General features: G+C 30.3%; 16 protein-coding genes. 13 read left to right on the top strand and 3 right to left on the bottom strand.

Features of this window, described 5'->3' with window-relative positions; translation table 11 throughout:
- Positions 1–85 precede the first annotated feature (85 nt).
- From KPL55_RS06830 to KPL55_RS06810, 5 genes are all read left to right on the top strand, one after another.
- Positions 86–604, top strand: a complete 519-nt coding sequence (locus KPL55_RS06830) for a sigma-70 family RNA polymerase sigma factor (RefSeq protein WP_216305959.1) — start codon at positions 86–88, stop codon at positions 602–604.
- Positions 601–2,829, top strand: coding sequence for a beta-propeller domain-containing protein (locus KPL55_RS06825; RefSeq protein ID WP_216305958.1), 2,229 nt, complete (start codon positions 601–603; stop codon positions 2,827–2,829). The genes KPL55_RS06830 and KPL55_RS06825 overlap by 4 nt, the downstream gene beginning before the upstream one ends.
- A gap of 114 nt (positions 2,830–2,943) precedes the next feature.
- Positions 2,944–3,219 (top strand): MarR family transcriptional regulator, encoded by a 276-nt coding sequence (locus KPL55_RS06820; protein ID WP_216305957.1) that lies wholly within the window; start codon positions 2,944–2,946, stop codon positions 3,217–3,219.
- A complete protein-coding gene (locus tag KPL55_RS06815) occupies positions 3,203–3,595 on the top strand; it encodes an ArsA family ATPase (RefSeq protein ID WP_216305956.1) in 393 nt (130 codons plus the stop codon). Before KPL55_RS06820 ends, KPL55_RS06815 begins: the two co-directional genes overlap by 17 nt.
- Positions 3,596–3,682: 87 nt before the next feature.
- Complete coding sequence (locus tag KPL55_RS06810) at positions 3,683–4,591, top strand: L,D-transpeptidase family protein (protein ID WP_216305955.1); 909 nt, start codon at positions 3,683–3,685, stop codon at positions 4,589–4,591.
- Positions 4,592–4,644: 53 nt separating this feature from the next.
- Here the strand turns inward: KPL55_RS06810 and KPL55_RS06805 are convergent, their stop codons facing one another.
- Positions 4,645–5,646 (bottom strand): YhdH/YhfP family quinone oxidoreductase, encoded by a 1,002-nt coding sequence (locus KPL55_RS06805; RefSeq protein WP_216305954.1) that lies wholly within the window; start codon positions 5,644–5,646, stop codon positions 4,645–4,647.
- Positions 5,647–5,940: 294 nt separating this feature from the next.
- Between KPL55_RS06805 and KPL55_RS06800 the strand changes: the two genes are divergently transcribed.
- The 5 genes from KPL55_RS06800 to KPL55_RS06780 all read left to right on the top strand — a co-directional run bounded on the left by KPL55_RS06800 (position 5,941) and on the right by KPL55_RS06780 (position 10,877).
- Entirely contained in the window at positions 5,941–6,903 is a 963-nt protein-coding gene (locus KPL55_RS06800) for an AAA family ATPase (RefSeq protein ID WP_216305953.1), read from the top strand.
- A 2-nt stretch (positions 6,904–6,905) separates the two neighbouring features.
- Positions 6,906–8,024, top strand: coding sequence for a DUF58 domain-containing protein (locus KPL55_RS06795; protein WP_216305952.1), 1,119 nt, complete (start codon positions 6,906–6,908; stop codon positions 8,022–8,024).
- On the top strand, positions 8,021–9,325 hold the full coding sequence (locus tag KPL55_RS06790; RefSeq protein WP_216305951.1) for a hypothetical protein: 1,305 nt from the start codon (positions 8,021–8,023) through the stop codon (positions 9,323–9,325). Before KPL55_RS06795 ends, KPL55_RS06790 begins: the two co-directional genes overlap by 4 nt.
- Positions 9,326–9,380: 55 nt before the next feature.
- On the top strand, positions 9,381–10,262 hold the full coding sequence (locus KPL55_RS06785) for a TolB family protein (protein ID WP_216305950.1): 882 nt from the start codon (positions 9,381–9,383) through the stop codon (positions 10,260–10,262).
- Positions 10,263–10,448: 186 nt separating this feature from the next.
- Entirely contained in the window at positions 10,449–10,877 is a 429-nt protein-coding gene (locus KPL55_RS06780; RefSeq protein WP_376770428.1) for a Gfo/Idh/MocA family protein, read from the top strand.
- An 85-nt stretch (positions 10,878–10,962) separates the two neighbouring features.
- On the opposite strand, the gene KPL55_RS06775 is transcribed toward KPL55_RS06780, so the two are convergent.
- The gene (locus tag KPL55_RS06775; protein WP_216305948.1) at positions 10,963–13,581 is read right to left on the bottom strand and encodes a hypothetical protein; all 2,619 of its coding nucleotides are present in this window, start codon (positions 13,579–13,581) and stop codon (positions 10,963–10,965) included.
- A 153-nt stretch (positions 13,582–13,734) separates the two neighbouring features.
- Between KPL55_RS06775 and KPL55_RS06770 the strand changes: the two genes are divergently transcribed.
- From KPL55_RS06770 to KPL55_RS06760, 3 genes are read left to right on the top strand one after another with little or no spacing between them, the layout of a single operon-like run.
- On the top strand, positions 13,735–14,670 hold the full coding sequence (locus tag KPL55_RS06770) for an ABC transporter ATP-binding protein (RefSeq protein ID WP_216305947.1): 936 nt from the start codon (positions 13,735–13,737) through the stop codon (positions 14,668–14,670).
- 10 nt (positions 14,671–14,680) lie between these two features.
- Positions 14,681–15,805: an ABC transporter permease gene (locus tag KPL55_RS06765; RefSeq protein ID WP_216305946.1), complete on the top strand. Its 1,125-nt coding sequence runs from the start codon at positions 14,681–14,683 to the stop codon at positions 15,803–15,805.
- Between the two features lies 1 nt (position 15,806).
- Positions 15,807–16,952 carry an ABC transporter permease gene (locus KPL55_RS06760; RefSeq protein WP_216305945.1) on the top strand — a complete coding sequence of 382 codons (1,146 nt, stop codon included), beginning with the start codon at positions 15,807–15,809 and terminating at the stop codon, positions 16,950–16,952.
- Between the two features lie 9 nt (positions 16,953–16,961).
- Here KPL55_RS06760 and KPL55_RS06755 read toward each other — a convergent pair whose 3' ends face one another.
- Complete coding sequence (locus KPL55_RS06755; RefSeq protein ID WP_216305944.1) at positions 16,962–17,825, bottom strand: AraC family transcriptional regulator; 864 nt, start codon at positions 17,823–17,825, stop codon at positions 16,962–16,964.
- Between the last annotated feature and the right edge of the window lie 31 nt (positions 17,826–17,856).

Raw genomic sequence — 17,856 nt, 5'->3', positions numbered from 1 at the left:
TTCAGTCTAATTAGTATAGAGAAATAAGTTATAATAAGGTAATGTAAAAAAAATAATAATTATATTAGAGGCGGAGGGTTACAAAGTGGATACTAATTTAAAAATAAAATTAGCCCAAAAGGGAGACGACAATGCTTTTTATGAACTTATAAGTGAGCGAAAGAGTCAACTTTATAAAACAGCATTTGCTTATGTTAAAAACAAAGAAGAGGCTATGGATATTGTAAGTGATACAGTTTATAAGGCCTACATATCTATTAAAAAATTAAAGGAACCAAGCTTTTTTAATACCTGGTTAACTAGGATACTTATTAATACTTCTTTAGACTCAATTAAAAAAAGCAGTAAGGCAGCAGCCTTTGAGGAAAATATATGTGTAAATACTGGGATAATTGTAAAGGATGATGAGCAACTAATTGATCTTAATGTGGCGGTTGATAATTTAAATGGAGAATATAAAACAATTGTTATACTAAAGTATTTTCAGGATATGACTTTAATTGAAATTTCTAAGATACTTCAGTGTCCGCTTGGAACAGTAAAAACAAGACTTCATAAAGCACTAGGGGAACTTAGGCTAGATTTAAAGGAGGAACTGTTATGAATAAGGATAATATAAATAAAGATAGTATGGATCAATTAAAAAAAGAATACGATAATATAGAAGTTCCAACAGAAATCGATTTAGCTATTGAAAAAGGTATAAAGAAAGGAAAGGTTTATAAAAGAAAACATATGGTAAAAGTATTTGGGGCTGTGGCAGCAGGTTTAGTTTTAGCAGTTGGAATCACATCAAGTGTAAGAATTATAAGTGTTAATAAATCGCAACTTATTGTGAAAAATTCCAGCAGTACATTACCAGTTGTTGGGACGTCTAAAAACCTTGAAAAGTTATTAAAAACATACATTGGTCAGAATAGTGGAATTAAAAACGAAATGACAAGTGACGATAGCGTAGAATCGATGCCAGAGAATGGTGTAACAACAAAGAGTGAGGCCAGTAACTCTGTCGGTAAAAGCACATCAAGTAATTCTATAGCAGATCATTCAACAACAAACCTACAGGTTGAGGGGGTAGACGAAGAGGATTTAGTGAAAACAGATGGAGAATATATTTTTAAGGTGAATGCACAAAAGATTATAAACGTTATAAAAACAGGAACATATTCTAAAATGGATTCAATAAAGGATATTACCTTTGAAGAAAATTATAATATAAGTGGTATTTTTTTAAAGGGAAATACCTTAGTAGTTGTTGGAAATAGTTATCAAAATGTAGATAATGGTAAGGTTAATCCTGCTGATACTGAGCAAAGTAAAAGTTCATATATGATGGTCTCTAATGAAGTTACAAAGGTTATAAGTTTTGATATATCAGATAAAAAAAATATAAAGAAAGTAAGAGATATTGAAGTAGACGGTGTTTATAGCTCTGCTAGAATGATTGGACCGAGGGTATATATTGTTGCTAACAAATACTTAAATAATATAGGGAACATTAAAAATGATGAAAATGCAGGGAAGGCTTATTATAGTGATACTGCGGTAAGCAAAGAGAAGATAGCTATCGATTATAAAAGAATAAATTATCTTCCAGATTCCATCCAGCCAAACTATATAATGGTGGCATCTTATAATGTTGATGATAATAAGGAAAAGGTAAGTATTAACACCATTCTTGGTTCGGGAAACAATATATACTCATCAGATAAGAATTTATATATTGCCGGTAGCAAGTTGAATAGGGATAAAAATAATAATGGATCTACGAATACTATACTTTATAAATTTGCTTATGAGGAGAAAGGTGTAAAATTTGTGTCTAAAGGTGAAGTTCCAGGTACCATCACCAACCAGTTTTCTATGGATGAGCATAATGGCAACTTTAGAATTGCTACAACGCAATATAATAATTCAGCAGTTAGGCCGCTAGTCGATGGAAAAGTTACTATTCAAAGTGAAAAGCCTAGCACAAGTGTAAGTAACAAATCACAAAATCAAATGTCTAATAATCTTTATATACTAGGCAAAGATATGAAAGTAGTAGGAAAAATTCAAGGAATGGCGAGCGGAGAACAAATTTATTCGGTTAGATTTATTGGCGATAGGGCATATATGGTAACATTTATGTTGACTGACCCTTTGTTTGTTATAGATTTAAAGAATCCAACTAGCCCAAAGATTTTAGGAGAATTAAAAATACCGGGCTTTAGTAATTATTTGCATCCTTATGATGATACACACTTAATAGGATTTGGAATGGACACAACAGTAATAAATGAGGGTGGGGAGGATAGAGCCAAAACAAAAGGACTTAAAATTGCAATATTTGATGTGAGTAATGTATCAAAACCAGTGCAGCAGTTTGCGACAACAATAGGTGGTGCGGGTACCTATTCAGAGGTATTAAATAATCACAAGGCTTTACTTTTCTCCAAAGAAAAAAAACTATTGGCACTACCTGTTACTGAAAACAATTACGATGATAACACCAATAATTCTGGGCTTGGTTATCAAGGGGCTTACATTTATAATATTGATTTAGTGAATGGTATAAAGCTTAAAGGGAAAATAACACACATTGATGAAGAGAAAAACTCTAGCAAAAATAATTCGGAGGTTACCAATGATTCAATCTATAAAGTGTCAAATGGACGATATTTTGTAGATAGAATTTTGTATATAAAAGACACTATATATACACTCTCAAATGGATTAATAAAAGCAAGTGACATAAATAGTCTAAAGGAACAATCTAAGCTAAAGCTAAGGACTGTTGATTTACCAAAAGTCTATCCAGCAGATGGGGTTAGGGAGGTAACTCCATAACTAGTTTTTCTAATTTATAATCTCATCTTGAATAGTCAACTATACAAGATGAGATTAATTTTTAAAGTATTGACAACATAATACTTCGGTGCAAGAACTAAATTGGAGGACATTATGGATACAAACAAAGTTGAACAGATTGTTTTTAATTATATTGATGAGTTTAAGGTGTTATTTTTTCCCCAGCAGTGGAGTAATATATTTTTAGATTTTTATAAAAATGAAATATTAGCTTTATTATTTTTATATAGAAAAAAAGATGCTAATATGACGGAAATAGCCGAATATATAATGGCACCATTAAATACTGCTACAGGTGTTATTGCAAGGCTAGAAAAAAAGCTGATGGTAGAAAGAATAAGAAGTGAAATGGATGAAACTTCAAAGTGAAAACATAAAAGATATAACTGAAAGTTTTAGCCCAGTACCAATATTTCAAATTGAGCTCATGAAAAGCGAGGTTAGAAATTATAAGACTTTATTAAATATGGGAGAAAAAATATTTAAAGAAGAGTCTGCCGAAAAAGTACTATTTAAGGATAAGATTTTTGAGGTTGAGAAGTCAACTGCAGACCAGAGTTATTATTTAAATATAAATATGCCTTTCGTTTCAAAAGAAGAGTTGAATTTACTTCAAAACGGTGATGAAATTTGTATTTCAATTAAAAATGAAAAACGAAATTTTATGCTTCCACAAAAATTATATTCAAAGAAAGTTGTTAAGGCTAGTTATGAAGATGGAAGGCTCAGGATACAATTTAATTGATGTTAATGTTTAAGTAACAATTCAACTCTAAGAGAATATATTGATAAGGAACAGATCCATACTTTTAAAAAAAATGGGGTATTCCGTATGAATAAAAGGTACTTATCAATTTTTCTCGTTATACTTATGATTATTTTAAGTGGATGTAATGCAACAGATAAAAAGAACGTAACAACAAAATTACCGCCTATTGGAGCAAGAGTATATCAAAAAAACACTATATTGTTTCAGAAGAATGATGTATTGTTTAAAAAAGATGTATTTAAGGCGAAATTACAAAACACAAGCTATAAGGTTAAAAAACAAACAGTTGTTCAAACAACATTTAAACAAGGTGATAAGGGTAGCAGGGTGAAAGATATACAGATAAAACTTAATAATTTTGGATATAAACTTAATTCAGATGGTAATTTCGGTAAATTAACCTACAATGCAGTGATGGACTTTCAAATGAGAAATAAGCTGACTAGAAATGGTGTAGTAGATGTTTCGACACTTAAGAAAATGGAGTTAAAACCAACTTCAGCCACTATGTATAAACCCACTGTGATAAAAAAACCTACTACTACTTCTAACAGTAGTTTAGAGAAATATGTAAACACTAAAAACTTTTCAAGCGCTACATCTTATTTTATTTGGATTGATTTACCACGCCAAAAGGTAAATATATTTAAGGGTTCTAATAAAAAATGGCGTCTTGTTAAGTCAATGGTTTGTTCTTCTGGAAAATCAAGCACTCCTACAGTTAGAGGTAGTTTTAGAGTGGGAAGTAAAGGCGGTTATTTCATATCATCTGGTGGAGCTAGGTGTAAATACTATACTCAAATAAGTGGCAATTATTTATTTCATAGCGTGTTATATAATAGAAATGGAAGTTATGTTATAGATAATACTTTAGGAGTCCGTGTATCCCACGGATGTGTAAGATTAGCTTTAAGCAATGCTAAATTTATATATAATAATATTCCAGCTAGAACATTAATTTGGAGTAATTAAAAGCATATAACCACAGAATTATTTTTCTGTGGTTATATGCTTTTATTAGCATTTTATAGTTCAATATTAATTATTGTCCTACCTTTGTGTTTACCTTCAAGTATCATATCTATTTTTTCACTTAATCCGTCTAAAGACACTTCGTCTACATTAGTACCAAGATTATTAGGTTTCCAATCAGAGGATAATTTGTCCCAAATTATTAGTCTAATATCCATGGGGCACTTAACAGAATCAATTCCTAGCAATGAAACTCCTTTTAAAATAAAAGGGTAAACTGAACTTGAAAATTGATCGGACGCTACATTTCCACAACAAGTTACCGTGCCACCATAATTAGTTGATTTAATTGCTGTAGCTAGTATATTTCCACCTACTGTATCTATTACCCCGGCCCATCTACTTTTAAGAACTGCCCTTCCAGAATTGTCATCTAAATCATTTCTATCAACTATTTGTTTAGCACCAATTCCAAGGAGCATTTCTTTTTCAGATAATTTCCCGGTAGACGCAGTGACATCATAGCCAAGTTTACTTAAGATTGAAATTGCGATGCTACCTACTCCGCCTGTGGACCCAGTTACTAATATATCTCCATCGCTTGGCTTAACACCTGAATTTATTAATTTATAAATTGATAAGGCAGCAGTAAAACCTGCAGTACCATATATCATACTCTCTCTTAGTGAAAGCTTTTCAGGTAGCTTTACAACCCATTTAGAAGGAACTCTAATATATTCTGCATAACCTCCAGATGTACTCATTCCTAATGCATATCCTGTTACAAGTACTGTGCTGCCTATTGCAAATGAACTATTATTGTTTTCAACTACTATGCCTGCAGCGTCAATTCCTGGAGTATGTGGGTAATCTCTAGTTACGCCCTTATTGCCTGTAGCAGAAAGAGCATCTTTATAGTTAAGAGAAGAATATTTAACATTTATTAAGACATCACCGTCTGGTAAATCATTTATATGTCTAGTTACAACTTCTCTTTTAAATTCTTTGTTTTCTGTCTCTGAGACTAATATTGCTCTAAATTCATTATTATTCATTTTAAGGCTCCTTTTAAAATATATTTTATTATAAGACTAATTGTAGTGTAAATTTTAACTTATGCCAAATTATATTTTTATCAATTTATTTAGAGGTTATGCAATATTATTTTATTAATTTATTTTGATATAATAAGGAAGTTCCATCTAGTGAGAATACTTAATAGGGTGCACATAATATTGTGAGTTTTACTAATTTAATTGATTTTTAATAAGTGTATAATTGAATTAGAGGAATATTTAGAATGATCAGATTTAATTATTAAATTAGGTTTCGTTATTGGAGGGGTTAGATTGAAGATTGAAGAAATAAAGTTACTAGGTGAAAAGATAAAACAAAATATAAATAAAGTTATTATTGGAAAATCCGAGGTAATTGATGTTTTGTTAACCGCAATGATTGCAGGTGGACATGTACTTCTTGAGGATGTACCGGGAACAGGAAAAACAGTTATAGCGAAAACTTTGTCTAAATCCATAGGGGCAACATTCAAAAGAGTTCAATTTACACCAGATTTATTACCATCAGATTTAACAGGAATTAATTATTATAATCAAAAGCTTGGAGAGTTTACATTTAGAAGTGGTCCTATTTTCACAAATATTCTACTTGGAGATGAAATTAATAGGGCAACACCAAGAACCCAGTCAAGTTTACTTGAATGTATGGAAGAAAAACAGGTAACTATAGATGGAAAAACTCATATTTTAGATAAACCTTTTTTCGTAATTGCAACTCAAAATCCTGTTGAAACGCAAGGGACTTTCAATTTACCAGAGGCTCAACTAGATAGATTTCTAGTTAAACTAAGTATGGGATATCCAAGTATTGAAGAAGGAAAACAGATAATGCAGAGATTCATTATAAATAATCCACTAGAGGAATTAGAGGTAGTGTGTTCTAAGGAAGAACTTAATGATGCGTCTAGAAGTATTGGAAAGGTTTACGTAAGTGAGGATATTCAAGAGTATATCCTTAAAATCGTTGAGGGAACATTAAAACATGATTCAGTAGTTTTAGGAGTGAGTCCTAGAGGGAGTTTAGCTATTTTAAGGGCTTGTCAAGTATATGCGGCGTTAAAGGGTAATAGTTTTGTGTCACCTGAGGATGTAAAAATCTTATGCCCATATGTATTTAGTCACAGAATTATTATAAAAGATAATTTAAAGTTTAGAGGAGTTACTAATGATTCAATTATTGAGGAACTATTAACTACAATTGAAGTACCTACAGAAAAATGGGCTAACAGGCGATAGGAATGAGAATACTTATTGTGTTAATTATTGTACTTTTGTTTTATACTCTGCAGAGCCGTATATATTCAAATAACTGTTTTAAAAAGGTAACAACTGATGTTAAATTTATTAATAATGGGATTTTTGAGGGAGAAGATGCCCAATTAATTGAAGTTGTATCAAATAAAAAATTAATGCCGCTATGGTGGCTTACTGTAAAATATCAAGTTTCGAGAAATTTAATATTTATTAAAGAAATAAATGAGAATAGGGGAAACGATAACTATAGACAGGACTTTTTTTCTATTATGCCATATGAGAAGGTAACTAAAACCTTAAATATTAAGGGTGGAAAAAGAGGGTTTTATAGAATAGGTCAAATCGAGTTACATACGAGAGATTTGTTTGGAATAAATAAGATTATTGCCTCATATGAAAGTAGTGCTAATATTTATGTTTATCCTAAACTGATAATACCTTTGCAATTAAATGTTCAATTTAAAAGTTTAACTGGAGAAGTTTTAGCCAAAAGGAATATCGTGGAGGATCCTTTTCAATTAAGAGGAATTCGTGAGTATCATCCTTTTGACAGTATAAAGGCTGTAAATTGGACCGCAACCGCCAAAACTTCTGAGATTAAAGTTAATGAATACGATTTTACAGCTTCACAAGAAGTCATTATATTTTTGAATGTAGAAAAATACAATGAGTGGGATCCAGAAAATGTTGTTGAAGAGGGTATTAGACTTGCAGCATCAATTATTACCGAATATCTTAAGCAAGGCATGAAGGTGGGGCTCAGGGTTAATGGTTGTGACTCAATTACAGGGCAGCAAATAAATTTACCTCCTATATACGGAATAAATCAGAATTTGAATTTTTATGAAAGTTTAGCCAGATTAGATATTACTAAGGTATCGGCGCATTTAAGTACAACCCTTAAAGAAGAACAGGTAAAATATAACAAAGTTCCCTTATGGGTTGTAGTTTCACACTATTTTGGGTTAGATCTTCAAAATGAGATAAATGTTTTAAGGAAACAAAATTTTGATGTTAAATGGATTTTACCAAAACTAAAAAATGCAAAGGTTGAAATGGACGATCATAAAGACTTATTTGTGTGGGAAGTGGAAGAAATATGAAAGGTGAAATAAATATAGTACAAACAAGTAATAGCTTTATGTATTTAGTTAAAAGCAAAGCTTTAGGATATGAGTTTGCGGAGGACTGGATATTTTTCTGGACATTTTTTATACCTTTAGCATTAGCTTTAAACTATATATCAAAAGATACAACATTGATTTATAAAGGATTTACATATATAATACCAATTTTTGCAATGACCATAATTAGAAGAAATATACTAGGGTCTTTAAAATACTTATTAGCCAATATTTTTATAGTTTTATGCGTTTTCATAATTTCATTTACTCTAATAGAAAAAGTGATTTTTTTAGCCCCTATAATTATTTGCTCTTTTATTTCCATGAAAAAAAGAAGGATAGAAGTTATATCATTTTATAAAATTAGTAATTTAGTATGGTCAGAAATTTTATTTGTGATATGCTACTTTATTGCCATGAATTTTAAATTAACCTTTATGATGCAATTAATAAATTTAACGTCAATTAATGTATCCATAACCTCTATTTTGTATGTATGTATTAGTAGAATGGCAAGTTTTATGGAATGGGAAGGAGAATTTATTAAGAGTTATTCAAAGAGGATGAAGAGAGTAAAGTTAGGGTGCATAGCTTTTATTGCTGGAGTGATTGGATTTTTCATAATACTGGCAGATAAGGTTGGATTATATGCATTATTTGATTTTTTAACAAGTAAAATATTAGCTTATATTAATGCACCACGATCTGATAATCTTCAGCCAGAAAAGGTTAATCAACAGACAAATATAGATCCACCTAGCCTTAATAATTCACTAAAAGATCTAGGCACCACAAGTGACAGTAATAACTTGATTACAACTATAATGAATATATTAAAGTTCATCATTTTTGTAGTCATAATCTTAGTAGCAATATATTTATTATTTCAACTTTATATTAGCATAAAGAATTTCTATAAAGGTTTAGGCATTAAGAAACTATATAAAAAAGAAGAAAGAGAATTTGTTGTTTCTTTAGATGATGTAATTACTGGAATTAAAAAACGTGCAGAGGGGTTTAAAGTAAAACTAGAATTTCCTTTTAATATGTCCAACAGCAAAAAAATCAGAAAACTATATCATAAGTTAATAAAATCATATAAAATAAAAGGATTTTCAGCATATAGTTTTAATACACCATTTGAAATTGAAAGTAAGGTTAAAGAAGTTTTAAAAAAGAATATTAGTGAGGCTACAGTTATTTATGAAAAGGCGCGTTACAATGATGAAGAGTGTAGCAAGGAGGAGGTCGATAAAATGAAGAGCTTCATGAAATATTAAAAGTTCTTTTAATAATTAAATTTAAAATTACTATATAATATGGAGGGATAATAATATGAATGTTCTTACTTCAGTGCGTAGACGCGAAGATAGAGGTGTTATCAGTATTTTAGAAACCGTGGATGTTGATTCAGGTATAAGGATTGTAATGGGAGAATACGATAATTTGATTGAAGCGCCAAATTGGACTCCAGATGGAAAATCTTTGGTTTACAATAGCGAAGGGCATATATATATATTTGATATAGAAACGAAAGTAAGCAAGGAGATTTATTCAGGGATTGCTGTGGAGTGTAACAATGACCATATTCTATCAAGAGATGGCAAACGAATTTGGGTAAGTCATCAAACATTGGAGGATGGAGAATCTAGAATATATGGATTCAAAGTAACGGGCGGAGAGCCAACACTAGTTACACCTATGGCGCCTAGTTACTTGCATGGATGCTCACCTGATGGGGAAATACTAGCATTCTGCGGAGAAAGAAATGGACAATATGATATCTACACTATCCCATCAATTGGAGGAAATGAGACTCAACTTACAAATCTTCCTGGTTTAGATGACGGACCTGAGTATTCACCTTGTGGTAAGTATATTTGGTTTAATTCATCGAGAAGTGGTTTAATGCAGGTTTGGCGCATGGAAAAAGACGGATCCAATGCAACGCAGATGACTTTTAATGAATCAAACAGTTGGTTTCCACATGTATCTCCTGATGGAAAACGAGTAGCCTATATAACTTACAAGAAGGGGGATGTAGATCCTTGTGACCATCCAGCAAACAAAAATGTAGAAATTCGTTTGATGTCAAAGGGAAATGACGAATTCAAAATCGTAGCTAAATTGTTTGGAGGACAGGGAACCTTTAATGTGAATTCTTGGTCCCCCGACAACAAAACTATAGCTTTCGTTAGTTACAGGCTGAAAGTATAAAGAGAATTTAAAATGAAAGAAACTTAATGATATTAATTTTAAGAGGAGGAATAATTATGAACGTTAGATTTGGTATTATTGGACTGGGGGCAATAGCGGCAAGATTTGCATCAGTTTTAAACACTGTTGAGGGTGTAGAATTAGTTTCTAGCAGGCGGTAGTTTATTTGATGCAGGAGTATATCCTATTGAATTTACAACTGGCATTTTAGGCGAAAATCCAACTCAGGTTAATGGCTTTTGCAAAACAGGCAAAACTGGAGTGGATGAATTTGTTACTATGAATATGAGTTTTGATAGTGGAGCCTTAGCAACGCTCAGTTGTGGAATTATTGCAAACACAAACAGGGACGCAAATATATATGCAGCAAAGGGAAGAATTGTAGTGTATGACTTTTTAAGTACTAAGAAAGTAGAAATGTATGATAATGAGAATAAGTTAATTGATCATTTTGAAGAAGATTTTGAAGATGGCTTTATGTATGAAATTAAACATTTTGCGGATTTGTTTAGAAATCAACAAATAGAAAGTGATATTGTTCCATTAAAAGATACCGTTGCTTGTGCAGGGATTTTTGATGAATTAATGAATCAATGGGGGATGGATACTAAGTAATGGATTCATGTGATGCATAAACAAAGAGATAGCATCGCAACGGGTGCTATCTCTTTTTATTAAGTATTTTGCAAATCTCAAACGATTATGTCCAGTCATTAAAGAAGTTGTTTTTAAATTCTTTGATCTTTAATCCTTTCTTTTCAACCATGCTACCTAAAGCAATTAATGTAGCTCCAATAATAAGTAGATATACCCACCAAGGAATAAGAACCCAAAAGGATAAGGTACTGTTAATAAATAATGGCACAATCATTATTAATGATGTTATAAAATATGCTTTAATTTTTTTACTATAAGATGTTATCAGCATAATAATACCTATTGTTATTATTATAAGCGAACTTAATATTGATAGAATAAATGCAATTGATAACATATTTATGTTTAAAACTACTAATGTAAAAGTTTCTGATATTTTTCCGATTTTATTATTACTAAAAATCCAATATCTTGAGATAAGTGCCCATGCAATTAGGGGGACTATAGTAAATTCTAGACCTAAGGATATAGGTAATAAAATAACCACTTGTGTATAGGTTAAGAGTAATCTTATAACAAGAAAAAGTTTCAATGAAGTGGACGTTAGCTTTCTAATATTTAATAAAATCAAAACTAATGAACCTATTGTTGTTATTATAATATTAGCATAGCTACCATATGAAAATACTGAAAATATGGATAATATGATAATTGCAGCAATACATAAACTATCTAAGTGTTTTTTATCATCTATATCTTTAAAGTAAATTGAACTTAGTGCAGATAAAATGATAGCATATATAACACCTATTAATATTATAATAACCTGGTTATCGTTATATAGATTAAGAGTTTGATTAGATATTAAATATATACTAACGCCAGTAGCGAGTGAAAATATTAGTAGACTTTTATTTTGCTTAGTTTTTATAGTGGTTAATATCATGGATATTCCTATTATAAGAATAAAGATCAGTGAAATTCTTGAGTGATTACATAGCATAGCGGAACTAATTATAAATAATGAGGAAACAAATACAATGAATTTATTATCTTCGCGTTTTAGCACACTAAGGCCAAGATATAATAACATTATTGCAATAATAGAAATGATTTGCCATAGCTGACTATAATTGTTTACAACATTAAAGACTATAAAAACCCCTATAATTAAATTGAAACCATAAGATATTAAATTGAATTTCTTATAAATATCTAATGCCTGAAACACTGCTAATGAAATTATCATAAGGACCATAGTTTCAATATAACTTACAGAGATTAATCCACATATTAGTAATATTATTGTTGATATTTTGCCATATCCTAATTTAATACCTGGGTAACTCTGTTTAATGATAAGTTTAACTGACGATAAGAAGGTAGAGGTTATACATAATATCAAAATCGCTTGAAAGTTCGTTATGTCATTTATTAAAACAAATGGAGTCCGCGATATAAGTATATATGTATATACTGGCAATAACAGTTCATAAATTTGTTTTAAATCAACTGTACCTATTTTTATTTGTTGCACATTACGGTATATAATCCACCCAGTTATTATGATGCCAATTATACCTAATGAAAACAACATACTATTAGATATTGAAGATATATTGAAAGTAATAAAGGATAGTAAAATTGCCGTAAATGCAGTTTTGTTATCTATTTTAAGTTTATCTTTGAAATGGAACATCATATATAATAATATAGCGGATAATACTAAAAGCGAAATGTTAAAATTATTTATAATTACTATGTATATACTTAAGATAAATACATATATCATTGAAAATATACCGATATACTTATCACTTAGAACTATAGAAGTTATAAGCAGTGTAGGTGCTAATAATATTATTGCAATGACATAAGGGATGCTTATTAGACTGTTATACTGAATTATGGTGACAATAAACAAAGCATAGCTAATAACTCTTAAATATTGCTTAGTATAAAGTTTATATAACACGCTGCTAATCTTTATGTAACAACATAATGTTATCATGTTGCACAACACTGCGGATAAAAACAGACCTTCAAATTCTACTTTAAAGCTACTTATAAGTAGCAATAGAGATAATTCAGCTGTTATATATACACCCCATATGTAAAATCTACCTTTATATTTATTAATACTTAAAAAGTTTACAAAACACGATATTAATGAAACAAGGGATAATGCCATTAAACTTTTAGAATCGCCTATAGCAGTACCGTTATTCCACATTAACGAGTATATAAAAGTTATGCCAACTATTGGTATATATAAAGTTGTCAAAACCCACAGAGCGTAACCAGTCTTTTTTAATGATAAACGTTTATCTGCTATATAACTTCCCGTCCATAATATGCCTCCCATAAACACCATTACAATAACTCTACCAACTAACTCCATATTGTTCCAATTAGTTGTAGCAAATATAAGTCCAGATAAGAATAAAAATAAGACTCCAATGTTTAGTAAGATTGATGATTTTCTTTCTATAATATCTTGTTCACTACAAACCATTTTTGAGCGTTTTGAAGAAGCTGTTTTCTTGATAAAAGTTACATTTTTTCTAGGGGTTTCCTGAAGTTGTGGTAATTCAATTTCTTCATAGTAAAAATCATTACTAACTTTTGACATTTTATTATAAGTATCAATATCAATAAAATCATTTAACTGCATTTCAAGCAGATCATCATCGAATATCTTTTTTCTTTCGAATAAGTACATTTTATAACCTTCCTTCATTTTATTATATAATTTAGCATATATTTAATAATTATTATAAATTATACCATGTTAAATAAATATAAAATAGAAGGATAATATTAGGTTAACGTAGAATTAAGAAAAACATGAAAAAAGTTTTAGGGGGCTATTAATTTGGATATTGTTAAAATAAAAGGACTAACTAAAAAATTTGGAGATTTTGTCGCGGTTGATGAGATAGATCTTTCCATAGTGGAAGGAGAAATTTATGGTTTACTTGGACCTAATGGAGCAGGTAAAAGCACAATAATAAATATGATTTGTGGGTTAATTACGACTACAAAAGGTACTATAGAAATTCTTGGAAAAGATAATAAGAAGGATTCAAGTTTAACTAAAAGAAGCATTGGAGTAGTTCCTCAAGATATAGCGGTATATGAAGATTTAACTTGTTTAGAAAATGTAAAATTTTTTGCTAGTCTTTATGGAATTCGTGGGCAGCAGTTAAAGAAAAAGGCTTTTGATGCTTTAGAATTTGTTGGACTTAGTGACAAGGCTAAGAGTTACCCTGCTAGCTTCTCTGGAGGAATGAAAAGAAGACTTAATATAGCATGTGCAATTGCTCACACGCCTAAACTTTTAATAATGGATGAGCCTACAGTTGGTATAGATCCACAATCAAGAAATCACATACTCGAAGCTGTAAAGAAATTAAATGAAAAAGGATGTACTATTATTTATACAACTCATTACATGGAAGAAGTAGAAGCAATTTCAACGATGATAAGCATTATTGATCATGGCAAAGTTATTGTAACAGGCAATAAGGAAGAACTCAAAGCTATTGTCACAGATAAAAATACCGTTGAGGTTACAGTTTTGGATGGAACACTAATAAAAGAAGAAGAGTTAATGAAAATAAATGGAGTAATCAGCGCTGATGTTAATGAAAATGTAGTTAAAATTAATAGCTCAAAAGATATTAATAATTTGGATAAGATAATTATATATTTCACCGATAATGAAATCCCTATTAAAAACATAGAAAATAAAGTGCCGGATCTTGAGACTGTATTTTTAACGTTAACCGGCAGAAAATTAAGGGATTAGAGGTGATGAAATGAATATTATTTCTATAATTATTAAGGAAGTAAAACAAAGTTTTAGAGATAGAAAATCAATGGCAATGATGATATTATTCCCAATAGCTTTGATAGTTGTAATAAGTGCGGCATTTAGTTCAAGTTTTAGTAGTTCTATTGATATTGGTACACCTAAGGTGTTATATAGCATTGAAGGAAGTGGATCTACTTCTGATAATTTCAGGACCAGTTTTATTGAGAAAGGGAAAGATTTCAAAATAGAATTTACAAAAATGAAGGATATAAATTCCGCTAAGAAAAAACTCATTTCTAAAGAATACGATGCAATAGTTCAAATGAAAAGTGATAATGAAATAGAATTTTATAAAAGTAATGGAGAAAGCCTAAGAGCTGGTGTAGTTGAAAGTATTCTGTCCACATATGTACAGGAATTTAATGTAGTTATGGATATTAGTAAGGTAAATCCAAAAATAATAGGGAGTCTTTTAAGTGATAGCAAAAATGACTATTCTACAATAACTTCTGTTAATAAATCATCTCAGCCATCATCTTTAGATTATTATACAATTGCAGAAATAGCTCTAATAATTATGTATGCAGGATTGGCTGGGTTATATGGAATTGCAAGCGAGAAAAATTCAAAGACTAGGGATAGAATTTTAATAAGTCCCGTTAGAAAATATGAGTTTCTTATTGGAAAAACAATAGGGGGAGTAGCGGGTACAATTCTCCAGATTGCTATAGTAATTTTATTTAGCAAATATGTCCTTAAATCAAATTGGGGTAATGATATTTTTACTGTGTTACTTATTTTTATTTCCCAGATAATAATGGCAATAAGCATAGGTGTTGGCTTAGGATTTATATTTAAAAATGAAAATGTTGCAAATGGTATTATAAATTTTATGATACCTGTTATGGTATTCCTAGGAGGAAGCTATATGCCTGTAGATGGTTTTGGAAGCAAGACATTCCAAGCAATAACTTATTTATCACCTGTGAGGTGGGTTAATAGATCAATATTTGATGTGATTTACAATAGTAATTATAGCAAGGTACCATTCGCAATTTTGATTAATCTAAGCATAGCAGTAATATTTCTTGCTATATCATCCTTGTTATTTAGAAAGGAGAATGTATAATATGAGAAATTTACTTTTGCTTACGCTTAATACATTAAAAATTACCTTTAGAAAAAAATCGGCTATAATAGTATACTTAATACTTCCAGTTGTAATTGTCATATTTGTTATGACCGCTTATTCTTCAATGGATTCAAAGCTTAGAGTAGGAATAAATAATGAAAATAAAAGTGGAGTAATAGCTAAAGATTTTGTTGCTGCATTAAAGTCGCAAGATAAATTCAAAATTCAAGAAGTAAAAGCTGATGAGATAAATAATTTAGTCGCAGAGGAGAAAGTTGATTGTGTAATTACATTGCCTGCTGGCTTTGATGAAAGCACTTTTAAGTCTGAAATTAGTAAGGTACAAATTACTTCAATTAAAGGTCAAGAAGCTACAGCCTGGGTTCAAAACTACGTAAATTATTACGTCAAAAGTCTCACAATGCTAGGAAAGGCATCTGGTGGGGATAAAGAAACTTTCAATAAATTATATGATGGGTTTAAGGTTCAAACTCTTACTGTTCATAAAAATGTAGTTAAGGATGAATCACTAGATAAGTTAAAGACTGTTCAAAGTATAGGATTTTTAATAATGCTAATGCTTCAAGGTGCAACCACAACCTCAGGTCTTATATTGAAGGAAAAGAAAGAAAAAACCTACTATAGAATATTTACGAGTCCAGTTAACACCAAAATATATATTGGCGCAAATATACTTGCAAACATGTGTATAATGGTAGCACAATCAATTTTAGTAATATTTGCATCTAAGTATGTATTAAAATTGACTACTGGAGTTCCTGATTTGCAACTTCTTGTAATACTCACTTTGTTTGGACTTGTAAGCGTAACTCTTGGAATATTATTAGTTGCTTTTTCAACTACAACAAGTCAAGTGGGGGCTATGGCTACCTTAATTATAACACCAACATGTATGCTATCAGGCTGTTTTTGGCCAATTGAACTTATGCCAAAAACTATGCAACATATAGCTAACTTTTTACCCCAAACCTGGGCATTAGGAGCAATTAGAGAGATACAAAACGGAAAATCGTTTTTTTATGTTATGCCTAAGCTTGGAATACTTGTATCATTTGCACTAGTATTTTTTATAATTGGTATGTATAAAATGAAAAGTGGTAAAAGTGTGAAAAATTATGTATAATGTTTCACTTTAGCTGAATTTTATTTTATATGATGTTGGAGATAAACCACTGACTTTTTTAAACATCCTGCTAAAATACAAGGGGTTTACGTATCCTACTAGATTGGAAACTTCTCCTATACTTAGTGGTGAGGAACAAAGTAAATCCCTAGCAATAGCAATGCGAATACTGGTAATATATTTGAGCGGTGACATTCCAGTCACCTGTTTAAATTTATGTATAAATCTATAGGTACTTAAGTTACATTTGTCTGCATAAAAACTAATTAAAAAGTTTTCTCTATAATTTGAATGCATTAGGTGAATTACTGATTGGAGATTATCATCTGCAATTATTTCTTCACCTTTATTTATGTTAGCTAAAATTCTACAGAATTTTCCTAGTAATTCATAAAAATAGGCTACAGCAATATAATTATAAGCTGGATTTTTAACTTGAAGTTCATGCAATATTAATTCGAATAAATCGATACAGTTATTGCTTTGACCTACATAATAATAAGAATCTCTAAGTAAACCTAGTTCGGCAAGATATTTAGAGGCACCATATCCGGAGAAGTGAATCCAATATACCTCAGTTAAGTCTTCAAAGAAATATGAATAATATTGTGGTTCATTGGGTTTAAACAAAATAAAGTTACCCTCAGGTATAACGTTTTCATTGCCTGGAATGGTACAAACATATCTTCCTTTGATAATATATATAATTTGATAATCAGTTCTACCCTTGCTTCTAGTGACAGATAAATTTTTAGATATAAACTTTTGATAACCACAGCTGCTTATACCTATGTGGTTTTTTGTGTCTTCTATTCCAAAATCATTAATTAAGTGCTTCGCTAAATGCTCTGACATGCCCCTAATATTTATCATAGATCCACCTTCCAATAGCAATTTTGTGCAT

The sequence above is a fragment of the Clostridium lacusfryxellense genome, from assembly GCF_018861735.1.
Lineage (GTDB): Bacteria > Bacillota > Clostridia > Clostridiales > Clostridiaceae > Clostridium_AD > Clostridium_AD lacusfryxellense.
This window is presented reverse-complemented; position numbering and strand designations above follow the sequence as displayed.